The sequence below is a fragment of the Streptomyces sp. NPDC057002 genome (assembly GCF_042673825.1).
Taxonomy (GTDB): domain Bacteria; phylum Actinomycetota; class Actinomycetes; order Streptomycetales; family Streptomycetaceae; genus Streptomyces.
In genome coordinates this window covers 354,251-375,863 of sequence record NZ_JBHURZ010000006.1, presented here as the reverse complement: position 1 = coordinate 375,863, position 21,613 = coordinate 354,251, and the positions used below count along the sequence as shown (strand labels likewise).

Sequence of the window (21,613 nt, the reverse complement as noted above, 5' to 3'; positions counted from 1 at the left end):
TCCGGGCATGACGACTTCCAACGGTTCCTCTCCCCTCGACGTCGAGATCGGTGCACTGCAGGGCGGTTCCGCCGACCTGTCCCAGTACGCGGGCAAGGCCGTGCTCGTGGTGAACGTCGCCTCCAAGTGCGGCCTGACCCCGCAGTACACGGGGCTCGAGAAGCTCCAGGAGCAGTACGCGGAGCGCGGCTTCACCGTCCTCGGCGTGCCCTGCAACCAGTTCCTCGGGCAGGAGCCCGGCAGCGCCGAGGAGATCGCCGAGTTCTGCTCGGCGACGTACGGCGTGACCTTCCCGCTGACCGAGAAGGCCGAGGTCAACGGCGACAACCGGCACCCGCTGTACGACCGCCTGACCGGCTTCGCCGACGCCGAGGGGCACAGCGGCGACATCCGCTGGAACTTCGAGAAGTTCCTCATCGGCCGGGACGGCCAGGTGGTCGCCCGCTTCTCGCCGCAGACCGAGCCGGAGTCGGCCGAGGTCGTGGCCGCGGTGGAGTCGGCGATCGGCTGACGCGGCCCCTTGACCTTGCCCCTGGGGCAGAGCCGAGCGTCCTGGTCACCGGGCGGAACCGTCCGCCCGGTGACGGAGGATGAGGCCGTGGACGACGAACTGCTCACCATCGGCGCGTTCGCCGCGCGGGCCAGGCTGTCGGCCAAGGCCCTGCGGCTGTACGACCGCCTCGCACTGCTGGCCCCGGCGCACGTCGACGAGGTCAGCGGCTACCGCTACTACCGCGCCGACCAGGTCGAACGGGCCCGTCTGGTGGCGCTGCTGCGCCAGCTGGACATGCCGCTCGCACGGATCGCGGAGATCGTCGAGGCCCCGGACGGGGCCGCGGCGGCCGCGCTGCTCGACGCGTACTGGGCGGACGTCGAGGCACGGGTCGCGGGGCAGCGGACGCTCGCCGAGTACCTCCGTGGACGACTGTCGGGGAGGAGCTCCGAGATGTACGGGAAGTTCGTGGTCGAGACGGTGGACGTGCCGGCGCAGGTGGTGATCAGCGAGGCACGGCATGTGCTGGCGGGCGAGCTGCCGGCGTGGATCGGGGGCTCGCTGGGACGGCTGGAGTCGGCGGCCCGGGAGTGCGGTGGCGTCACCGCGCCGCCGTTCGTCGTCTATCACTCCGAGGTGTCGATGGAGAGCGACGGCCCCGCCGAGTCCTGTGTGCCCGTGGCCGACGAGGCGGCGGCCCGGGCGTGGGCCGAGCAGCACGGCCGTACCTGGGAGGCGAAGGTACGGGTGGAGCCGGCCCGGCGTCTTGCCTACACCCGGATCACCAAGGCCCAGGTGGCGCATCCGCAGATCCTCGCCGCCTTCGAGGCCGTGGAGGAGTGGATCGCCCGGGAGGGTCTGGAGCAGGCGGGCCCGTGCCGCGAGGTGTACTTCGTGGAGGACTGGGACGGTGCAGGGGCCCAGGACCCGGTGTGTGACGTGGCGTTCCCGGTGAGCTGAGGCCTCTGGGGTCCGGGCACGAGCGGAGCCCTCTCGGCAAGGACGGCGATGCTGGTCGAGAGGGCTCTGTCGGTGGTGCTTGTGCGGTTGTCGAGCGCGCGGTCAGGCCTTGACCGAGGTCACGAAGGCGTTCCACGCGTCGGCGGGAAAAGCCAGCTTGGGGCCCTCGGGGATCTTGGTGTCCCCGAGCTCCAGGGCCGCCTCGACGGTCGACCTGACCATCACACACGCGCCGTTGTTGTTGGTGTAGGAGGACGTCGTCCACGTTTCCGTGGCGCCCAGACGAATTGCCATGTTCGCTCCGTAGCCAGTTGCGTTTACGCCAACCCGTGCTGGTGGTTGGCGTGATCGACGCTACTCGCCAACATCCTCGTTCGGAGCAGTCATTCACTCGACCGGATGGCATATTCCAGGGGAGACTTCCAGTCAGGCGTGTCAGGGGTGTAGCATCCCGCGCTTTGCCTGACGGAAGGTCACTTCTCCCCGGTCCAGCCCCGCGCGTACTCCTTCGCCACCCGCTCGATGAGCTGCCGCGACTGGTCCACGTTCAGCGACTGGGCGCGCAGATGCTCGTACATCACCGTGTACTTCTGCACGTCGAGCGGCTTCTCCAGATACAGGTCGCTGGTGACGCCCTCGATGTACACCACGCTCGAGTCGGCCGCGTCGGCGAACTCCAGGATCGAGTACTGGCCGTTGATGCCGGCGTGCGCACCCACCTCGAACGGCAGGACCTGCACGGTGATGTGGGGCAGCTGCGACATCTCGACGAGGTGCTCCAGCTGCTCGCGCATCACCGGGCGGCTCCCGACGATCCGGTGCAGGGACGCCTCGTCCAGGACCACCCACAGCCGCAGCGGGTCCGTCTCGGCGGTGATACGGCCCTGGCGGCGCAGCCGGACCTCGACGCGCTTGTCGTTGTCCGCCTCCGACGCCTCGGGCGAGCCGCCCCGGATGATGGCGTCGGCGTACGCGCGCGTCTGCAACAGGCCGGTGATGATCTGGGGTTCGTAGACTCTGAGCGACTCGGCGTCCGTCTCCAGACCGATGTAGACGCTGTAGGGGATGTCCCCGAACGCGTGCCACCAGCCCTGCTGCCGCGAGTCCTTGGCCATCTGCATCAGCGAGTCGACGATGCGCTGGTCCTCGACCTCGTAGACCCCGCACAGATCGCGCACGTCACGCTGGCTGATGCTGCGCCGGCCGTTCTCCAGCCTGCTGATCTTCGACTGTGACACCAGCAGCCGCTCGGCGACCTCTTCGGCCGTCATGCCCTTGAGCTCGCGGAGCCTGCGGAGCTCCTGGCCCAGCCGGCGCCGCCTGACGGTGGGATTGACATTGGACGCCACGGGACGTGCACCTCCGGCTGCGTGCCTCTACTTTGCGTATCTGCTGTTGAGCAGACTGCCACCAAGGTGCTTACTACCGCTGGGAAACGGTGGATATGCGACGGGTACACGCCAGTTCGGACAGGCACGCCGAGCGGGGCGGGGAGAGTGTGTGCTCTCCCCGCCCCGCTCGGACAGCGGCTCCCGTGACCGGGTCTTGGGTGCGGCGGCGTGCCTGTGGTGTGGCGGCGTGCCGGTGGTGCGGCGCGGCTCAGTGGGCCGGGACGCGGGCCATGCTTCCGCGGTGCGGCTGCATCGGAACACCGCGGGCGGGTTCCGCTGCGGACCTGGCTCCGCCGGCGGCCTGGCGGCCGGGCGGTGCCGGGTTGCGGCGCGGCTGCGCGGCCGCGCCGTTCTGGACGTCCATCACGGCGTGCGCGACGAGACCGCCCATGGGGTCGTGCCTGATCAGGTCCCGCAGCCGGGACCGGGACGAGCGTCCCTCGTTCCCCGGATACAGGTGCTTGCCGAGGCCGACCGCGTGTGCCAGGGCGGCGAGCGCGGCGGTCCGCGGGTCCGGCGGTACGCCGGTGCGGATCGCGGAATCCAGCCTGGCCCTGATCTCCCGGCTGATTTCGGTGTCCGTCGCCTGGTAGCGAGTCGTCGGCAGCACTCCGCACATCTGGCCGGCCACGGCATGCACCATGCCGCACCGCTCCAGATGCGAGAGGTAGGTCTGGCGGAGCCCCAGTCGCGGCCCGCCGATCCAGTGGACGGCCCGCACGGGGGCGCCACGCCTTCGCAGCAACTCCAATGCGCAGTCCAGTGTTGGATCTCCAGTCGGCCGTGGGGCTACCACGGCGATACGATCCCCGTCTGGGGCTATCCGTCCGGCCAGCGCCAGCTCTACTAGCTGTGCTCCGGCCAGACCGAGGTCGAGCGACTGCGGCTGTGCAGTGGTACCCGTGGTCGGGTCCAATGCCAGCAGCAGAAGCTCCTCCGGAAGTGTTCTGCGGCTCCTGCCCATCCATGCCTCCCCGCGTGGATGAAAGACAGGGTGACCCCTCTCACATTGGTCTGTCGAGGGTGCGTGACCGGTTCGTAGTGGAACCAGTAGGTATGTCGTTCTCGTCTACCGGTTCGGTTCGACCCGTACACAGGACACTGGTACATGGTTCGGACAGCGCCGGGGAGCGGTGTCACGGCGGCGGTTCACGGTTCGTTACGCGTACGCGGGGAGTGCGGCGCGAGGAGGAGGCATCGGTGGCGGGCGAGTCCCCCGACAGGTCGAAGCAGCGCGAGTCGTCGGCACAAGAGACGTCGGGGAGCGCGAGTCCGGTTCCGGAGGCCAGGAGCGAGGCGGGCGCGGAGGCCCGCGACCCGCGCCTCGCGGTGGCCCGGGACGCGGAGAAGTCCTCCGCACGCGGTGGCGTCGATACGGCGACCCGCGTGTTCTCCGTACGCGCCCCGGACGAGCCGACGGACACCCCGCCCGAGTCCCCCGACCCCAAGAAGCCCACGGACGCGACGCCTGACGCCGAGCAGGGCGACGGCGGCGCGGGCGCGGCGGGTGACGCCGAGAGCGGCGCCGGCAGTGACGGGCGGCTGAGGGACGCGGTGGCCGCGTGGGTCGCGTCGGCGGACGCGGACGAGGACAAGGAGCCCGTCGCCGCCGAGGATCGGGACGAGCGCGCCGAGAGCGCCGGCAAGGACTCCGGGGACGACCAGGAGGCCGCCGAGAGCACCGACGAGCCCACGAAGGCCGAGACGGACGACCAGGAGGCCGAGGGCGCGGACGAGCCCGCTGAGGCCGACGCGGACGCCCGGGACGGCCAGGAGGCCGCCGAGAGCGCGGACGAGGGCCCTGACGGGGCTGCGGACGCCTCTGGGGCCCAGGAAGCCGCAGAGGAGGCGTCCGAGGGCGCCGAGGCGAGCCAGGACGAGGACGACGAGCCCGAGGCGGACCGTTCCGCCACCGTCGGCGGCACGGACGCGGACACCCCCGAGTCCGACACCGACAGCGAGCCGGACACCGCCGCGCCCGAGGCCGGAACGAAGCCCGACGAGGCGGACGGCACGGCGAGCGACGCCGACAGCACGGCGGACACCGACGACGAGGCCACCAAGCCCAAGGACCCGCGCACGGCCGACGACACGGCGGCGGACACCGGCGACGAGACCGCCGAGCCCGAGGACCCCCGCGCCTCCGACGACGCCGAGACCGCCCCGAAGACCGACAAGACCGACGGCACGGCGAGCGACGCCGACAGCACCACGAAGGCCGACAGCACGGCGGACACCGACGACGAGGCCACCAAGCCCAAGGACCCGCGCGCGGCCGATGACGCCCAGGCCGCCCCGAAGGCCGACGACACGGCGGACACCGGCGACAAGACCGCCACGCCCAAGGACCCCCGCACCTCCGACGACGCCGAAGCCGCCCCCAAGGGCGACGCGGACGGCGGTGCCGAGGGCGGCTCCCCCGATGCCGAGCCCGACGATGCCGAAGGCGAAGGCACCGGCAAGGGGCAGGAGAAGGATCAGAAGTCGGACGACGGGGACAGTCCTGCCAAGCCCGGCGTCGATCAGCCCACCGCCGTCTTCAAGGCGCCGCGGCCGGCGGTCGATCAGCCGACCACGATGCTGAAGATCGGGGGCGCGGCCAAGGGCAAGGACGCTCCCGAGAGGGACGCCGAGCGGACCAGTAAGTTCGTCGCGCTCAAGCCGCTGGACGACCCGGCGACAAGGAAGCCGGCCGCACCCGCCCCGGCCCCCGCCGAAGCCACCGCCCCCGTCCCCACCGTCAGCCCCGAGCGGACCACGCAGCAGCCGCTGCCGCCGCGGCCGCCGCTCGACATGCTGGCCGAGCTGACGAACACCCCGCCGCCCCCGGACACCCCGCTGCGGACGGCCGTCCGGCGGGTGAAGATCTGGACGCCGCTGGCGCTGCTGCTCGTGATCGTCTTCGCGGTCGTGCAGAGCGTGCGCCCGCTGCCGACGCCCACGCTCGAGCTCACCGCGAAGGACAGCTACACCTTCGAGGGCGGCAAGGTCGACATCCCCTGGCCGGCCGACGGCCAGGCCGCGCTGGACGTGCAGGGCATCGGGACGTTCGGCTCGTCCGGCGAGCAGAAGCCCGTGCCGATCGCGAGTGTCGCCAAGGTCATGACCGCCTATGTGATCCTGCGTGAGCACCCGCTGAAGAGCGGTGAGGACGGGCCGAAGATCGGGATCGACCAGGCGGCCGAGGACCAGTCCGACGCCGGCCAGGAGTCCACCGTCGATGTCACGAAGGGCGACAAGATCACCCAGCGGGAGGCTCTGGAGAGCATCCTGATCGCGTCCGCGAACAATGTGGCGCGACTGCTCGCCCGCTGGGACGCGGGGTCCGAGAAGGCGTTCGTGCAGAAGATGAACGACGCCGCCAAGGACCTCGGCATGAAGAACTCGACGTACACCGACCCCTCGGGCCTGAACAACACGACCGTGTCCACGGCCGTGGACCAGGTGAAGCTCGCCCGGGCCGCCATGGAGCAGCCCGCCTTCCGCGAGGTCGCGGCGATGATGTCGTACGTCGACTACAAGGGCACCAAGCACGACAACTGGAACCGCCTGGTCGGCTCCAACAACGTCACCGGCATCAAGACCGGCACCACCACCTCGGCGCTCGGCAACCTCGTCTTCGCCGCGAAGAAGGACGTCGACGGCGAGACCCACCGGGTCATCGGAGCCGTGGTGCGCCAGCCGGCCGGCGGTCCGGACAACACGATCCTGGGCGCCGCGCTGCACGAGGGCGACAAGCTGATCCGGGCCGCGCAGGGCGCGCTGGAGTCGGCGACGATCCTGAAGAAGGGCGACATCGTCGGGTACGCCGACGACGGTCTCGGCGGCCGTACTCCGGTCGCCGTCACCGAGGACGTCACGGCCGTCGGCTGGGCGGGCCTGTCCGTCAAGCTGACGTTCGCCGCGGACGAGCTGCCGCACACGGCCAAGGCCGGCCAGAAGGTGGGCACGCTCACCGTCGGTGACGGCAGCACGAGCGCGGTCAAGGTTCCCGTCGCCCTCCAGGAGGACCTCGTGGAGCCGGGCTTCGCCGACAAGCTCACGCGCATCGGCTGAGCCGGGACGCCCACCAGCACCACGGCACCCCGCCGGTGGCGGCCCGTCCGGGCTCCGCCCGGCGGGGTGCGTGCTAGCGTCCCGAATCGGGGCAGGTCGCCGTCCGCGGCGGCGCGGCCGCGAACCGAGGGTGAACGGTACGCGGCCGGGAAGCAGAAGCTGAGAACAGAAGACGGGACACGGGGAGTGCCTTTCAGTGGCCACTGCGGAGCCGACACGCACCGAGAACGCCGATCCGGGCCCGGGATCCGGCCCGCGAATAGGCGTGCCCACGACGCGGGAGACCGGCGAGCGGGACGCTGACGGCACGACCGGCCGTGAGCGCGACGCCCGGCTGCGGACCGCCGTACTGACGCTGCGTGAGCGCATGCTGCGCCACCCCGTCCTGTCCGTCACCGGCCTCGCCGGAGTGCTCCACGTCGTCTGGTTCTTCACGTTCGCGAACAGTGGCGGTGACCTCGCCGCGCAGGACGCGTGGGCCGAGTTCGTCGGCCGGCACCCGGACTCGGCGTACAACCTCGCCTGGTACGGCGGGATGCACCCGGTGTCGTACAGCGTCGTGTCGCCGTATCTGATGTCGGTGCTCGGCGTGCGGACGACGATGATGATCGCGGGGACGGTGTCGGCCGGGCTGCTGACGCTGCTCCTGCTGCGCAGCAGGTCCGTCCGCAATCCCCTGTGGGCGTCGCTGGCGGGCGTGTTCGGGCTGTTCTGCAACGCGGTGTCCGGACGGGTGACGTTCGGCCTCGGCATGATGTTCGCGCTCGGCGCGGTCTCGGTCGTGTTCTGCTGGCCGTACCGGTGGCGTTACAAGCGCTGGGCGAAGGCCCTGTGCGCGGCGCCGCTGGCCGCGCTGGCCACCATGGCGTCGCCGGTCGCGGGTCTGTTCGTGGGCCTGGTGGCGGTCGCGCTGTTCCTGCAGAAGCGGCGGCCGGGCGCGTGGGCTCTGGGGCTGGCGCCGAGTGCGGTGGTGGGCGTGTCCGCGCTGCTGTTCCCCTTCTCGGGGACGCAGCCGATGATATTCGGCTCGGTGATCCTGCCGGTCGCGTTCTCGGTCCTCGCCTACGTCCTGGTGCCGAACGACTGGAAGACAGTCCGGCTGACGGCGGCGGTGTACGGGCTGGGCGTGGTGCTGGTGTGGCTGATCAGCTCCCAGATCGGGTCCAACATCACGCGGCTCGCGATGCTGTTCGCCGGCGTCGCGCTGGTGGCCGCGCTGCCGTACACGGTGCCGCGCGGCCGCAGGTGGTACGCCGCCGTGGTCGCGATGGTCGCCTTCGCCGGGTGGATCGGCTTCAAGACGGTCGACGACGTCGTGCACATGGCCCCGGCGGCGTCCTGGTCGCGCGAGCTGGCGCCGCTGCTCAACGAGTTGCAGGAGGTCGGCGCCGAGAAGAGCCGGGTGGAGGTCGTCCCCGCCCGCTCCCACCGGGAGGCCGCAGCGCTCGCGCCGTACGTCAACCTGGCCCGCGGCTGGAACCGCCAGGCCGACATGGAGCGCAACCCCCTCTTCTACGACGACACGCTCAACTCCGCGAACTACCGCGAGTGGCTGCAACGCTGGGGCGTGCACTACGTCGTGCTGCCGAAGGGCGAGCCGGACGGCGACGGCGGGGTGCGGGAGCGGGCGCTGGTGCAGCGCGGGCTGCCGTATCTGACCCAGGTCTGGGGCGACGCCAACTGGCAGCTGTTCAAGGTCACCGACCCCACCCCGCTGGCCGAGCCGAACACGGTCGTCGAGCGGGCCGAGCAGGGCGAGATGGTGCTCCGGGTGAAGAAGCCGGGCCGGATCCTGATCCGCATCCCGTACACGCCGTGGCTGAGCGTCGTCGACTCCGAGGGCAAGAGCCTGAAGCCGCCGCGGGAGACGGAGGAGTCCAGGAACCGTCCCGAGGGCGAGCCGAAGACGTACGTCAACGTCAACGGCTGCCTGATGGACACGGAGGAGGACGCCCAGGGCGTGCGGTGGACGGAACTCCTCGCCCCGAAGGCCGGGACGTACCGGCTGGCGGCGCCGTACCAGTTCCCCCGGGGGCTTCCCTGCCCGAAGGAACTGCGCTGACCCGCTGGGTTCTCAGCGGAGCCGGTCCACGTAGGTGTCGGTACCCGGCACCGTAGGGACGAACGGTGCCACCAGTTCCACCCTGCCGAGCCCCGACTCCGCCACCGCCGCGTCGAGGCCCGTGAAGTGGGCCTCCCAGCATTCCCTCGGGTCCGTCTGGAGGAACCACAGCAGGGTCAGGCGGGTGTCCACTCCCTCGACCTGCTTGACGTAGGTCATGCGGTCGCCGGGGAGCGGGGTCGGGCGGAAGGCCGTCACCATGGCCGCCGGGGAGCCCGCGAGGCGCTTGGGGAGGTGGCGGGAGCGCAGCCACTCCAGCAGTTCGGCGCGCTGCTCGGGGGTGTCGGCCTCGACGACCTGGAGGACCAGGCCGGCGTAGGGGTGGTCGAGGGCGTGCTGGTCCCTCGGGCCCGCCGCGCCGTCCCGGTACACGGTCGCCTCGTGGTCCTGGAACGCGGTGAGGACATGGGTGCGGTCCTGGTAGACGCGGCCGTCGCGGTTGAGGCGCTTGTTGATGGAGACCGTCCAGCGCATGTGGTCGTCGTAGCGGCCGTCGGTGATCCAGTACGTGGAGAGGTAGCAGCCCGTCGTGACGGGCTGGGCGATCGCCGACTTCTCGGGGTAGCGCAGGAGTTGCAGGTCCCGGGTCGCCACCCAGCGGCGGCCCGCGTACATCCAGGGCATGGCCATCGCGCCGGCGTAGTAGTGGTCGTCCTCGTACCAGCGGTTGTAGGCGTACTCGTGGCCCGGGTGCGGTTCGACCATGGTGATCAGGGCGTGGCCGGGGTGGGTGCCGTAGGGGCCGACGGCGGCCAGTTCGGCGTACAGCTCGCTGCGGGTGTCGTCGCTCATGCCCTTCCCCTTCGTCGGTGACAGGCCCATACTCTGACGCTCCGTCAGATAAAGCGCCAGGGGTCCGGTCCGGCTTCGGGAGGTTCTGTCATGTCACTGCTCGCGGGGAAGACGGTCGTGGTGTCGGGGGTCGGGGCCGGTCTTGGGCGGCAGGTCGCGGCGGCCGTCGTACGGGACGGCGGGCGGGCCGTGCTCGGCGCCCGGACGGAGGCGAACCTGGCGAAGACGGCCGCCGAGCTCGATCCGGACGGGGCGCGCACGGCGTACCGGGCGACCGACATCGCCGACGAGGCGCAGTGCGAGGCGCTGGCGGGGCTGGCGGCGGAGCGGTTCGGGCGGATCGACGCGGTGGTGCATGTGGCCGCGCTGGACAGCTACTTCGGCGGTGTCGAGGACGCGGACTTCGAGAGCTGGCGCTCCGTGCTGGACGTGAACCTGCTGGGCACACTGCGGATGACCCGGGCCTGTTTGCCCGCACTGAAGAAGGGCGGCGGCGGGTCGGTGGTGTTCATCGGGACGCAGTCGGCGGTGGCGGCTCCGTCCCAGGTGCGGCAGGCGGCGTACGCGGCCTCGAAGGGGGCGCTGACCAGCGCTATGTACTCGCTGGCACGGGAGCTGGGCCCGCACCGGATCCGGGTCAACACCGTGCTGCCGGGCTGGATGTGGGGGCCGCCGGTGCAGGCGTACGTGCGGTTCACGGCACAGACGGAGGGCGTGTCCGAGGCGACGGTCCTGGAGCGGCTGACCGGGCGGATGGCGCTGCCCGAGCTGGCGGCCGACTCGGATGTGGCCGACGCGGCGGTGTTCCTGGCGTCGGACCGGGCCCGGGCGATCACCGGACAGTCATTGCTGGTCAACGCAGGGGAGTTGATGCGATGAGTTCATGTAGATGAACCAAGGCCATCACGCCGAACATTTTTACCCCTCCTTGACCTTACCGTCACTTGTCGTGTTCACGCGGTAGCGCCCACGATGAGCGCCGGGCTGACCCCTGGGAGGGCGCACATGAACGGTCTCGACTGGGCCGTGCTCATCGGCTACTTCGCCGTGATGGTCGCGATCGGCGTCTGGTCGCACAAACGCGTGGACAACGTCAGCGACTTCTTCACCGCCGGCGGCAAGATGCCGTGGTGGCTCTCCGGCATCTCCCACCACATGTCGGGCTACAGCGCGGTGATGTTCACCGGGTACGCGGGCATCGCCTACACCTACGGCGTCACCTCCTTCGTCACCTGGTCCTTCCCGATCGCCCTCGGCATCGCCATCGGGTCGAAGCTGTTCGCGCCGCGCATCAACCGACTGCGCTCGCGCCTGCATGTGGCCTCCCCGCTGGAGTATCTGAAGAACCGTTACGACCTGAAGACCCAGCAGGCGCTGGCCTGGTCCGGCATGCTGCTGAAGATCGTGGACGTGGGCGCGAAGTGGGCGGCGATCGCGACGCTGCTGTCGGTCTTCACGGGGATCTCCCTGAACCAGGGCATCCTCATCACCGGTGCCATCACGGCGATCTACTGCACGATCGGCGGCCTGTGGGCCGACGCGCTGACCGAACTGGGCCAGTTCATCATCCAGTTGCTGGCCGGCGTCGCGATGTTCGTCGCGGTTTTCGTTCGGCTCGACGACCACGGGGGCTTCTTCGGGGTCTGGGACTCCCCCGAACTCCAGGGCCACGAGAAGCCGCTGGTCGGCCCGTACGGCACGGTCTTCCTGCTGGCGTTCCTCTTCATCAAGCTCTTCGAGTACAACGGCGGCATGCTCAACCAGGCCCAGCGCTACATGGCCACGCCGAACGCGAAGGAGGCCGAGCGGTCGGCGCGGCTCTCGGCGATCCTGTGGCTGGTCTGGCCACTGGTGCTGTTCTTCCCGATGTGGATGTCGCCGCTGCTGGTCGAGTCGCAGAAGCAGGACGGCTCCGACTCCTACGCCCTGATGACCGAACAGCTCCTGCCGCACGGCCTGCTGGGCCTGGTCATCGTCGGCTTCTTCTCGCACACGATGGCCATGTGCTCCTCGGACGCCAACGCCATCGCGGCGGTGTTCACCCGGGACTGCGCGCCGGTGATCTGGGCCAGGGCACGGACGTGGAACCAGAGCCAGGGCCTGCGGGTCGCCCGGATCGCGACGGTCGTCTTCCTCGGTCTGTCCATGGCGGCGGCGACCCAGGTCAACTCCCCCGCGTTCAAGGACATCATCACGGTCGTCATCAAGTGGGTGGCCGGTCTGATGGGCCCGATGGCCATCCCGATGATGCTGGGCCTGCTGCGGGCGTTCCGCCGCTCCGGCCCGACGGCGGCGCTCACCAGCTGGTCGATGGGCCTGCTGGCGTTCTGGCTGGTGAACTACCCGATCCACTGGAACGTCGAGGGCGGCGTCCCGCTCCAGTACCAGGTCTCGATACCGCTGGCGGTGTCCCTGGTCCTCTACATCCTCATCGGCTTCATCAAGCCGGAGGACACCCCGGAGCGGCTGGCGCTGATCGAGAAGATCAACACGGACGGGGACGGGACGGCGGCCGCGGCGGTCCCGGCGCCGGCCGGACCGGCGGACGAGGTCGTACGGACGACGACCAGGGAGTAAGCCCGATGAGGGAGTGAGCCCGATGAGGGAGTGAGCCTGCTCTCCGGGTCAGGCGCGGGGATAGCGGGCGAGCCAGCCCGGCGACGACCCCCCGGGCCCGTGCAGGGCGGGCCCCTGGGTCATCTCCATGGCGAAGTCGTCGGCCAGCTCCAGGACGGTGGGACGGCCCTCCAGCTCGGCCAGCCAGGCCGGGGGGAGGGCCGTTTCCCCGTGCAGGGCGCCGAGCAGGCCGCCGGTCAGCGCGCCGGTGGCTGCGGACGGGCCGTCGTGGTTGACCGCGAGACACAGCCCGTGCCGGACGTCGGCGGCGACGAGGGCGCAGTACACGGCGGCGCCGACGAGGCTCTCCGCCGTACCGGCCCCGCACAGCTCGCTCACGCGCTCCGGGCCTGGCATCCCCTGCCGTACGGCGCCCAGCGCGTGCTGGAGGGCGTCCGACACGGGCTGGTGCCCGGGCCGCGCGGCCAGCATCGCGAAGGCGCGCTGCACGGCACCGTCGAGGCTCTCGCCGACGGCGAGGGCATGCACGATCACGGCGTACGCGCCCGCCGCGAGCGAGGCCGTGGGGTGTCCATGGGTCTGCGCCGCGCACTCGACGGCGAGCTGCGCGACCAGCTGCGGCTCCCATCCGACGAGCAGTCCGAACGGGGCGGACCGGGTGGCGGCCTCGGGCCCGGCCTCACCGGGGTTCTTGGGCGCCTCCGGGGTGCCCATGATCTCGTCGCCGAGCCCCAGCAGCAGGGAGCGGTCGGGATCCCGCCGCGCGTACAGCCACTCCTCCCGCGCGAGCCAGCCGTCGTCCTTGCGGCGCTCGTCGGGTCCCCAGTCCCGCTGGGTGGCGGCCCAGCGCAGATACGCCCGGTGCACATCGGTCGGCGGATGCCAGGCTCCGGTGTCGCGGCGCACCTGGGCCCGGATCAGTCCGTCCACGGAGAACAGGGTGAGCTGCGTGATGTGCGTGACAGCACCACGTCTGCCGTAGGCGGGGGCCAGATCGACCAGCCCCTCGGCCCCGTGCGCCTCCCTGATCCCGTCGATCCCCAGCCCGTCCACGGGCGTGCCCAGCGCGTCCCCCACGGCCACGCCGAGCAGCGTCCCGCGCACCCGGCTGCGGAAGTCCTGCTGCTCCGTACGGCCCCAGACGGCGCCGGCAGTCGCACCCACCTTGACCTCCCAGGGACCGTCCATACGTACGACAGCTCAGCACTGTAATCGAACGGGGACCGTGGGTTCAGTGGGCGGAATACCGTCTTCACGGCAGGCTTACGGACCGTCGCTCTCAGCACTCGACGTCTCGGACAGGTGTGCGAGGATCCCGGGGTGAATGATCTCCACACCCGCCCGGCCACCGAGGCCGATCTGTCCACCCTCGTCCGCCTCCGCGACGACGCGGCCCGCTGGATGCTGGCCCGGGGCATCACCGGGCAGTGGCAGCCGGGAGAGCTCGACGAGTCCCACTTCCGCCGGGTCATGACCCAGGGCGAGGTCTGGCTCGCAGAGGCCGGCGGACGCGTCGCCGGCGCCTGGGAACTGTGGTGGGAGGACGAGGCCGCCTGGGGGCCGCAGCCGCCCGTGGCGGGTTATGTCCACCGGCTCATGGTGGACCGGACGGAGTCCGCTCCCGGAACGGGGCGGCTGCTACTGGAGGCCGCCGAACACCGCGTGGCCGCCGCGGGCCGAACCCACGTACGCCTGGACTGCCTGGCCGACAACACGCAGCTCACCGCGTACTACCGCGACGCGGGCTACCGAATAGCGGGCCACAAGGAGGGCAAGCCCCAGCCGGGCGGCACGCCCAAGTCCTTCACGCTGCTGGAGAAGGAACTCGGGGTGTAGTCCCCGGCCGTGGCAGTCCTGCCTCTGCGGTCTCTCGGATGGTGCGGATCTCGGTGATGGCGTTGGTGGGGTCCACTTCGCCTGCCTCGACGGTCCGCTCCAGCTCCCGCAGACGCTCGGCCCGCGCGGGATGTCGTTCGATCGCGACGAAGACCGCCCAGGAGTGCACGAAGGCGCGCAAGGGGGCGAGGCTCTGGGTCTGCTGGGCGTTGGTGGTGGCCTCGAAGAGGTGCTGCGTGAGTGCGGGCAGCCGACTCGGGGCGATCCGGGCGACGGCATCACGCAGCGCGTCCGGGGTCAGCTGAGGCATGGGGATCAGCGGTAGGCCATGACTCGACCCCGGCACGCCTAAGCCGCCTTCCGGCAATCTCGGCAGGAGCCGGGGTGAGGGGCGCGGAAGGCTCGTTCGCAGCCGTCGCAGGTCTGGAACGGGTCCGGGCGGAGGGCGGGCTCGGAGTGTGTCGGTGCCGCGGGGAGAGGCGGAGGGAGGAGGGTGGTCAAGCGGTGGGCGAGGAAGGCCGCCGGGTGATTGATCGCGTCCTGCGGGAGGCCGGACGCCAGCGTGCGCGCTACGGCCGCCGCGGGGACGCCACGCTCCAGCCAGGCCGTGACTTCCGGCGCCAGGCGGTGTACGTCGCGTTCGGTGAGGAGGAGGCGGGAGTCCAGCGCCCGCAGTCCGGCGAGGAGGTCGGTGGCCGTGCGGTGGGGTGAGGTCGGGGGAGCTTCCGTCCTGGGCGCAGGGGCAGCAGCGGGGCGGGGGCGGTCAGGGGCCGTCGTCCGAGGCCTGTTGTACGAGATCGTGCGGGTTACGACTCGCCCCGATTGAAGACGCTCCCTGGGGCGTGCGAGGTAACCATGTGCCTCCAGCTCGCGCAGGGCCGCAGCGATCCGGATCTCACCCTCCTGGAACTTGGCCGCCAGCGCCTTGATGCCGACCGGTGTTCCGGCGGGCAGCGACTGGATGTGGACCGCCAGGCCGATCGCCGTCAGGGACAGGTCCGGGTGCTGGGCGAGGTGGTTTCCGACGACGGTGAAGTGGTCGTCGTGGCGTTCCGTCACGTGCTGGACGCCGGAAGTGCCGGACTGTGCGCGTGCGGGCGCGCTAGGGTGCTGGTCAGTCATCGGGAAGGTCCTTGCTTCCTAGGTGATCAGGCCCTCGCAGTGGGATGGCAGTCCCGGCGGGGGCCGTATTCGTTTGTGGGGTTGTCTGCGCTGACGCTGCACCATCGACTGCCCTCCACGCCAGCCGAGTTGGCGATGTTCACCCCTGCGGGTGAGCCGCGGGGGCGGCGGGGGCGGGTTGGTTCTTTCCCCGGTTCTTTGGTCTTTGGCGTCGGGACCGGCCGGGTCATGAGGGGCCGCGATCCGGCTCCTCGAAGTCGCGGATGACGGCCTCTGGGTCGTCGGGTGAGCGCAGTCGCACCCCGGAGCCCGTCACGTCCAGATCACGCCGCATCGCTTCCCTCGCGGCGGCGATCAGAGACCAGATGCCGTGCTGCGCCACAGCGGGCGAATGCGGTCTCGTAGGACGTACAGATGACGGCTGAGCGCTGTGCAGAACTGGCGGGCGTCGCGGTGGAGTTCCGTGTAGCAGCGGCGTCGCAGGTCACGATTCTCACGGCCTCCTGGATGGTCTGCGTCATCTCCAGTTCGCGCCGCTTGGCCTTCTCGGCGCCCCGCTGGGTGAGCAGCGCGCCCCCGAGAGTTCCCGCCACACCGGCCACGGCTATCAAGACCGACCCCACGTCCATCCGATCACCCTAGGTCGAGCAGGCTGACAAGTCGCCGTTTCCCAACGCCAGTTCAGCCCATACCGTCTTCGTGTTCGCCGGTGCCTCCGTCACGCCCCAGCGATCCGTGTACGCCTCGACGATGCGCAAGCCCCTGCCGCCCGCTGCGTCCTTCTCCACCGGGTCGGGGATGCGCGGGATCCGGTCACCCCGGGCGTCCGTCACCTCGATGCGGAGCATGCGGTCGGGGCGCAGCTTCAGGCCGAGCCGGAAGTCCCTGCCCCGGACGTGTCCGTGCAGCACGGCGTTGGACGCCAGCTCCGCCACCACCTGCGCGGCCGCGTCGTACGGCTCGCCCCACTCGTCGAGTTGGCGTTCGGTGAGCAGCCGTGCCAGTCGAGCACCTCTTCGAGTGGCGGACAACTGGATCGCGAAGTGGCGTACGGGGGTGGTGATTTCCGCGAGGGATTTCTGACTCATGTCACCCAGCGTGGTCGCTCGTTCCTACTCTGAACAGCAACGACCTCAGTACGGAGCGTGACTGTCCGGGCGTATCACGAGGTCGTACGGCTCGTACGTCAGTGGAGGGGAAGCGTGGAGGACGAGGAAGCGGCGGCCGTACTCAGGACGGTCGGCCGGCAGATCAAGATGTGGCGCGAGACAGCGGGGATGCGGCAGGCGGAGCTGGGCTCCGCCATCGGGTACGGGGAGGAGATGGTCTCGTCGGTGGAGCGCGCACGGCGCGTTCCCAAGCCGGACTTCCTGGACAAGGCGGATGAGGTGCTGGGTGCGGGCGGCAAACTCGCCGCGATGAAGGAGGACGTGGAGAAGGCCCGGTATCCCAAGAAGGTGAGGGACCTGGCCAAGCTGGAGGAGGAGGCCGTCGAACTCGGGGCCTACGACAACCACCAGATCCACGGACTGCTCCAGACACCGGAGTACGCCCAGGCGTTGTACGGCATGCGGCGGCCCGCGTTCACGGAGGACGAGATCGAGCGGCACGTCGCCGCACGCATGGCACGGAAGGCCGTCTTCGATCGCGTGCCGCGAGCGCTCATCACCTTTGTCCAGGAAGAGTCGACGCTACGGAGGCCGATCGGGGGCAGAATGGTGCTGCGTCAACAGCTCGAACACCTGTTGGAGGTCGCTAAGTTGCGGCATGTGTCGATCCAGGTCATGCCGACGGACCGGGAGGACCACGCGGGTATGGCGGGGCCGTTCCGGGTGCTGAAGCTCCAGGAGGGCAAGACACTGGGGCACTTCGAGGCTCAGCTGCACAACCGGGTGATCAGCGACCCGCGGGAGGCCCAGATCCTCGACATGCGCTATGGAATGATCCGGGCCCAGGCCCTCTCGCCCCGGGAGTCCCTGGCCTTCATTGAGAAAGTTCTGGGAGAAGAGACGTGACCATCGAACTCGACTGGTTCAAGAGCAGCTACAGCAGCAATGACGGTCCTGATTGCGTCGAGGTCGCCATATCCCACCCCACCATCCACATCCGCGACTCCAAGAACAAGGAAGGCGCCCGTCTGGCATTCACCGGCGGCGCCTGGTCCGAGTTCCTGGAGTTCGCGGCGGGACGCTGATCCTCAGTCCGCGCAGAGCGCGGTGTCGACCGCGGCCAGGAACGCCGTGGTGCTCGCGTCGGTCGGTGGGGCTTCGTTGATGACGAGGGTGACTTGTCGGCCGTCGGGGGCGACCGCTGCCAGGTTGTTGTGGCCGCCCCGCACGGAGCCGGTGTGGCCGGTCCAGTGGCCTCCGCAGGACAGGGGCGAGGTGACCAGGCCGAGACCGTAGCGGCCGTCCGGGCCCAGTCGGTCCGGGTCGCCCGGGATCGTGTTCCGCATCTCGGCCAGCCCGCGCCCGGACAACAGACGGCCGTTCAGCAGCGCCGCGAAGAATTTATTCACGTCCCTGGGCGTGGAGATCAGCGCGCCGCCCACACCCCCCGCCGAGGTGTTCCACTCGGTGCCGTCCACGCGCTCGGTCGTGAAGTAGCTGCGGGAGTGGCGGCCGCGGATGTGCTCGGAGTTGCCGGGCCAGTAGGTGTCGCGCAGTTTCAACGGCTTGATGATCCGCCGTGAGATCTCCTTCTCCGCCGGGCGGCCCGTGACCTTTTCGATGACCATGCCGGCCAGGATGTAGTTCGTGGTCGAGTAGTGCCATGTGCCCTTGGGCGGCGGCAGTTTCAGTGCTCGTTTCACCAGTTCCCTCGGCGTGGACTGGTGATGGCGCAGCCAGTCGATGTCGGCGTCGGCGAGCGAGTCACCGTGGTCGGGCAGTCCGCTGGTGTGCTGGAGGAGCTGCCGCACGGTGATGTCGCGGCCGTCGTAGCCGTTGCCCTGGACGAGTCCGGGGAGATAGTCCTCCACGGTCGCGTCGAGAGAAAGGCGTCCCCTGTCCGCGAGTTGCACGACGGTGGCGGCGGTGAAGGTCTTGGTGATGCTGCCGATACGGAGACGGTCCTCGGCGTTCATCGGCCGTCCGGTGCGCAGATCGGCCTTGCCTGCGGCGGAGGCCCACGGGCCGCAGGCCGGGTCGACCACCTCGACCGCCGCTCCGGCGAGTTGGTGTCTCCCTGTGAGCTCATCCAGTGCGTGTTGCAGTCCCGGAGGGGCCTCGCAGTCCCGCGTGGCCGCATGAGCGGTGGGGTGAGGTGCGGCGACGGCCACGCCCGCGAGAAGGGCCAGGAGTAAGGCAGGGATCTTCATGGCTCAGGACGCTACGGGGAGGGCTGAGGCTTCTCGCTCCGGCTGTCCTCCGTCTCAGGGGTGGACTCATGTACACCATCGGGAATGGGGTCAGTGTCAGCCGTGGACTCCTCTTCGTGCTTCTTCTTCGAGGCGAGTTCCTTGGCCAGCCTTTCCGAGTACAGCCTCATTTCCGCTTCTTTGCGCTCGTCGAACACCGGTGCCTCCTTTGAATACGGGGGTTTCGGGGTGGTGAGGGTGAAAAAGGAGAGGGGAGAAGAAATACGACTGTGGTCCGGGAACGTCAGGGATAACTCGACCGGATCACAAGCCTCTTGGCCTGAAGAATACCCGACGACCACTCTCCGGGTCACGGCCCGATTACCGTCGCACACAGGTAATTCGCACGTTGTTCATCCGGCGAGGAACGGCTCCAGTACCGCGCGGTCGGTATCCGAAAGACGTTCCCATGCGCCGGAATCCAGTTCGCGTACGCGTTCCACATCGGCCCGGGCCTTCTCGGGCCGGGACATGGTCGCGTGGAGCGCGGCCCGGCGGCACAGCGCCCAGACGTAGCCCGGCCGGAGTTCCACGGCCCGGTTCAGGTCATCCAGGGCCTCGGCGTGGCGGCCGAGGTGGGCCAGGGACGCGCCCCGGCTGGCGTAGGCCGAGGTGTAGGCGGGGTCCAGGGCGAGCGCGTGGTCGAGGTCGGCGACGGCCTCCTCGTCGCGGCCGGCCGCACGTAGGGCGTCACCGCGTTCGCAGCGGGCCCACGGCCAGTCGGGGGTCAGGGTGAGGGCACGGTCGAGGTCGGCCAGTTGACGGCCGGAGTCGCCCAGGCCCCGCCACACCCGGGCGCGGCGGGCGAGCGCCCAGGCGTAGTCCGGCTTGAGGTCCAGTGACCGGCCCAGGTCGGCGAGAGCGGCGTCCAGGTCCCCGCGGCGTTCGTGCGTGGCGCCCCGGGACGCCCAGGCGAACTCGTTGGCCGGGTCGAGGCGGATCGCTTCGCTCAGGTCCCGGATCGCCTCCGGGTCGTGCCGGGCGATGCGGTGGTGTTCGCCGCGCAGGGCGACGTACCAGGCGCGGCCCGGTTCCAGCGCCACGGCCCGGTCCAGGTCGGCGATCGCCGCGTCGTGGTCGCCCAGGTCCCCGCGGACTCCGGCCCGGTAGCGGTAGGCGACCGCGAGTCCCGGATCGAGGGCGACGGCCCGGTCGTACTCGGCGAGGGCCGCCGCGTACGCGCCCTCGCCGCGCAGTTCGTCGCCCCGGACGACTCGGGCGCGGGCCTGGGCCGGCGCGTCGAGTACCGCACGGCTCAGGAGCAGGCCGAGCGCCGCGCCGATCCCCTCCGCGTCGAGTGCGTCCGTCAGCTTCGTCCCCCACTCGGCCACCGTCTCCACGTCGGCGTCCTGTCCGGCGTCCACCAGGACACGTGCCCATCGCACGGCCATGACCTCACCGGCGTCACAGGCGTGGACGAAGTCCCTCAGCGCCTGCGGCAGTGCGTCCCGCTCACCCGCGCAGAGGAGGTGGTACGACTCGGCCTGGCGCAGGTCCCGCCAGGTGTCGTCCGCCCAGAGATCTTCCAGCCCTCGTCCGGTATCCCCCCGTTCGGTCTCCTCCCGCCATTCCCGGAACGTCCGCGCCAGCCGTCGCTGCCGCTCGGCCCATCCGCGTGGCGACCGTCGCCGTTCGGCGCGCAGCATCGGCGCCCGTACGACGTCGTGGTAGCGCAGCCGCCCCCCGCCGCGCTCGACGACGAACGGCATGCCCCGCAACCACGCGTAGAGAGGCGTCAGTTCCTCCTCCGGGCAGTCGGCCGCCGCCCGGAACACATCCCCGTCCAGCCACCTCGGCAGCGCGCAGGACAGCGCGGCGTCCCGACGGGCCGGGTCCTGCTCCCACTTCAGGAAGCGGTCGACCGCCGTGGCACTCGGGTCGCCGACGTCCTCCGCGTCCGTGGGGCGGGACTCGGCGAGGGTGGAGACCAGGACGGGGAGGCCGCCCGTGAGGCGCAGCACCTCCTCGACGACCGGTTCGTCGGTCACTCCCTTGCCGGCCAGCAGACCGCGGGCCTCGGCCTCGGTGAAGGGGGCCAGGGGCACCTCCGCCACGAAGTCCCGCACACCGCCCCAACGGGTCGCGCCCAAGGGGCGTTGGCCCGCCGTGACCACGACGGCCGTGGCCGGCACGGCACCGTGGCGGTCGGTCGTCATCGTCTCGTGCAGCCACTGGTCCAGGTACGGAGCCGTCCGCTCGTACGTGTCGAAGAACAGGGCGCTCCAGGGGGCCGAGGCCGCCGCGTCCGTGAGTTCACGGAGCAGCACGGGTGTCAGCACCTGCTCCGGGGCGAAGACCAGTTGCACGTCCTCGTGGTTGCGGAAGCGGGCCATCACGCTCTCCCGGAGCCGGTCCACCCCGCCCGCGAACTGCTCCGCGTCGAGCATGCCCGCGAGGGGGCCGACCACCGGGACCATCCCCAGCGCGACCATGCCGCCCCGGGCCACCACTCTCCCGCCCGTCGACGGGCCGGTGTCCTCCGTCTGCCCGTCCAGTGCGGCGAGCGCGGCCACGGTCGCCTCGTGGCGGCGCTCCTCGTGGGCGGCGAGCAGTCGGTCCAGTTCCTTCAACCGCCGCCCCTGGGTGGCGAACTGCCGGCTGATCTCCGCCATCACCTCCGGCACGCTGCCGGCGCTGTCGTCCACGTACGCGGTCAGCGCGCCCTGTTCACGGGCGATCTGCTCCAGCTCCCGCAGCAGGAAGGTCTTTCCGACGCCCGCGTTGCCGTGCACATGGAAGCGGAAGCGGTGGCGTTCGTCGTGCGGGGCGGTGGCGAAGTTCGCACGGAACAGGGCCCGTTCGGCGCTCCGGCCGACGAAGCCGGCCCGGGTGCGTTGCCGTATCAGGTCCTGCATCGACGGTCCCGTCTGCGCCATCCGTACGTTCCCCTCGTCTCGCCCGGTCGG

21 protein-coding genes are annotated in these 21,613 nt (G+C 70.6%); 9 read left to right on the top strand and 12 right to left on the bottom strand.

Annotated elements, in window-relative coordinates; genetic code table 11:
- Positions 1 to 7 precede the first annotated feature (7 nt).
- Together ACFT32_RS29945 and ACFT32_RS29940 are read left to right on the top strand one after the other, a co-directional pair.
- On the top strand, positions 8 to 511 hold the full coding sequence (locus ACFT32_RS29945; RefSeq protein WP_382495489.1) for a glutathione peroxidase: 504 nt from the start codon (positions 8 to 10) through the stop codon (positions 509 to 511).
- A gap of 69 nt (positions 512 to 580) precedes the next feature.
- Positions 581 to 1,453, top strand: coding sequence for a MerR family transcriptional regulator (locus ACFT32_RS29940; protein WP_382495487.1), 873 nt, complete (start codon positions 581 to 583; stop codon positions 1,451 to 1,453).
- Positions 1,454 to 1,555: 102 nt separating this feature from the next.
- Here the strand turns inward: ACFT32_RS29940 and ACFT32_RS29935 are convergent, their stop codons facing one another.
- The 3 genes from ACFT32_RS29935 to ACFT32_RS29925 all read right to left on the bottom strand — a co-directional run bounded on the left by ACFT32_RS29935 (position 1,556) and on the right by ACFT32_RS29925 (position 3,808).
- Positions 1,556 to 1,747: a DUF397 domain-containing protein gene (locus tag ACFT32_RS29935; protein WP_382495485.1), complete on the bottom strand. Its 192-nt coding sequence runs from the start codon at positions 1,745 to 1,747 to the stop codon at positions 1,556 to 1,558.
- A 179-nt stretch (positions 1,748 to 1,926) separates the two neighbouring features.
- Positions 1,927 to 2,802, bottom strand: coding sequence for a helix-turn-helix domain-containing protein (locus tag ACFT32_RS29930; RefSeq protein ID WP_382495483.1), 876 nt, complete (start codon positions 2,800 to 2,802; stop codon positions 1,927 to 1,929).
- A gap of 250 nt (positions 2,803 to 3,052) precedes the next feature.
- Positions 3,053 to 3,808 (bottom strand): GPP34 family phosphoprotein, encoded by a 756-nt coding sequence (locus ACFT32_RS29925; protein ID WP_382495481.1) that lies wholly within the window; start codon positions 3,806 to 3,808, stop codon positions 3,053 to 3,055.
- A gap of 236 nt (positions 3,809 to 4,044) precedes the next feature.
- Here ACFT32_RS29925 and ACFT32_RS29920 point away from each other — a divergent pair, with 236 nt between their 5' ends.
- Together ACFT32_RS29920 and ACFT32_RS29915 are read left to right on the top strand one after the other, a co-directional pair.
- Entirely contained in the window at positions 4,045 to 6,900 is a 2,856-nt protein-coding gene (locus ACFT32_RS29920; RefSeq protein WP_382495479.1) for a D-alanyl-D-alanine carboxypeptidase, read from the top strand.
- Positions 6,901 to 7,096: 196 nt separating this feature from the next.
- A complete protein-coding gene (locus ACFT32_RS29915) occupies positions 7,097 to 8,962 on the top strand; it encodes an MFS transporter (RefSeq protein ID WP_382495477.1) in 1,866 nt (621 codons plus the stop codon).
- A gap of 12 nt (positions 8,963 to 8,974) precedes the next feature.
- On the opposite strand, the gene ACFT32_RS29910 is transcribed toward ACFT32_RS29915, so the two are convergent.
- The gene (locus tag ACFT32_RS29910) at positions 8,975 to 9,814 is read right to left on the bottom strand and encodes a hypothetical protein (RefSeq protein WP_382495475.1); all 840 of its coding nucleotides are present in this window, start codon (positions 9,812 to 9,814) and stop codon (positions 8,975 to 8,977) included.
- A gap of 90 nt (positions 9,815 to 9,904) precedes the next feature.
- On the opposite strand from ACFT32_RS29910, the gene ACFT32_RS29905 reads away from it, so the two are divergent.
- Complete coding sequence (locus ACFT32_RS29905; protein WP_382495473.1) at positions 9,905 to 10,693, top strand: SDR family oxidoreductase; 789 nt, start codon at positions 9,905 to 9,907, stop codon at positions 10,691 to 10,693.
- Positions 10,694 to 10,819: 126 nt separating this feature from the next.
- Complete coding sequence (locus tag ACFT32_RS29900; RefSeq protein ID WP_382495471.1) at positions 10,820 to 12,391, top strand: sodium:solute symporter family protein; 1,572 nt, start codon at positions 10,820 to 10,822, stop codon at positions 12,389 to 12,391.
- A gap of 48 nt (positions 12,392 to 12,439) precedes the next feature.
- Here the strand turns inward: ACFT32_RS29900 and ACFT32_RS29895 are convergent, their stop codons facing one another.
- Positions 12,440 to 13,555, bottom strand: coding sequence for an ADP-ribosylglycohydrolase family protein (locus tag ACFT32_RS29895; protein ID WP_382495469.1), 1,116 nt, complete (start codon positions 13,553 to 13,555; stop codon positions 12,440 to 12,442).
- 156 nt (positions 13,556 to 13,711) lie between these two features.
- Here ACFT32_RS29895 and ACFT32_RS29890 point away from each other — a divergent pair, with 156 nt between their 5' ends.
- On the top strand, positions 13,712 to 14,227 hold the full coding sequence (locus ACFT32_RS29890; protein ID WP_382495467.1) for a GNAT family N-acetyltransferase: 516 nt from the start codon (positions 13,712 to 13,714) through the stop codon (positions 14,225 to 14,227).
- Here ACFT32_RS29890 and ACFT32_RS29885 read toward each other — a convergent pair.
- From ACFT32_RS29885 to ACFT32_RS29870, 4 genes are all read right to left on the bottom strand, one after another.
- Positions 14,196 to 14,537: a hypothetical protein gene (locus ACFT32_RS29885; protein WP_382495465.1), complete on the bottom strand. Its 342-nt coding sequence runs from the start codon at positions 14,535 to 14,537 to the stop codon at positions 14,196 to 14,198. The two genes, ACFT32_RS29890 and ACFT32_RS29885, sit on opposite strands and share 32 nt — an antisense overlap.
- Positions 14,538 to 14,575: 38 nt before the next feature.
- Complete coding sequence (locus ACFT32_RS29880) at positions 14,576 to 15,349, bottom strand: helix-turn-helix domain-containing protein (RefSeq protein WP_382495464.1); 774 nt, start codon at positions 15,347 to 15,349, stop codon at positions 14,576 to 14,578.
- Positions 15,350 to 15,672: 323 nt separating this feature from the next.
- On the bottom strand, positions 15,673 to 15,972 hold the full coding sequence (locus ACFT32_RS29875) for a hypothetical protein (protein ID WP_382495462.1): 300 nt from the start codon (positions 15,970 to 15,972) through the stop codon (positions 15,673 to 15,675).
- Between the two features lie 15 nt (positions 15,973 to 15,987).
- Positions 15,988 to 16,437, bottom strand: a complete 450-nt coding sequence (locus tag ACFT32_RS29870; RefSeq protein WP_382495460.1) for an ATP-binding protein — start codon at positions 16,435 to 16,437, stop codon at positions 15,988 to 15,990.
- A gap of 114 nt (positions 16,438 to 16,551) precedes the next feature.
- On the opposite strand from ACFT32_RS29870, the gene ACFT32_RS29865 reads away from it, so the two are divergent.
- Both ACFT32_RS29865 and ACFT32_RS29860 read left to right on the top strand, forming a co-directional pair.
- Complete coding sequence (locus ACFT32_RS29865; protein WP_382495458.1) at positions 16,552 to 17,364, top strand: helix-turn-helix transcriptional regulator; 813 nt, start codon at positions 16,552 to 16,554, stop codon at positions 17,362 to 17,364.
- Positions 17,361 to 17,543, top strand: coding sequence for a DUF397 domain-containing protein (locus tag ACFT32_RS29860; RefSeq protein ID WP_382495456.1), 183 nt, complete (start codon positions 17,361 to 17,363; stop codon positions 17,541 to 17,543). The genes ACFT32_RS29865 and ACFT32_RS29860 overlap by 4 nt, the downstream gene beginning before the upstream one ends.
- A 3-nt stretch (positions 17,544 to 17,546) precedes the next feature.
- Here the strand turns inward: ACFT32_RS29860 and ACFT32_RS29855 are convergent, their stop codons facing one another.
- The 3 genes from ACFT32_RS29855 to ACFT32_RS29845 form a co-directional block, all read right to left on the bottom strand.
- Complete coding sequence (locus tag ACFT32_RS29855) at positions 17,547 to 18,668, bottom strand: serine hydrolase domain-containing protein (RefSeq protein WP_382495454.1); 1,122 nt, start codon at positions 18,666 to 18,668, stop codon at positions 17,547 to 17,549.
- Between the two features lie 11 nt (positions 18,669 to 18,679).
- Entirely contained in the window at positions 18,680 to 18,865 is a 186-nt protein-coding gene (locus ACFT32_RS29850) for a hypothetical protein (protein WP_382495452.1), read from the bottom strand.
- A gap of 195 nt (positions 18,866 to 19,060) precedes the next feature.
- Complete coding sequence (locus ACFT32_RS29845; RefSeq protein WP_382495450.1) at positions 19,061 to 21,583, bottom strand: tetratricopeptide repeat protein; 2,523 nt, start codon at positions 21,581 to 21,583, stop codon at positions 19,061 to 19,063.
- Between the last annotated feature and the right edge of the window lie 30 nt (positions 21,584 to 21,613).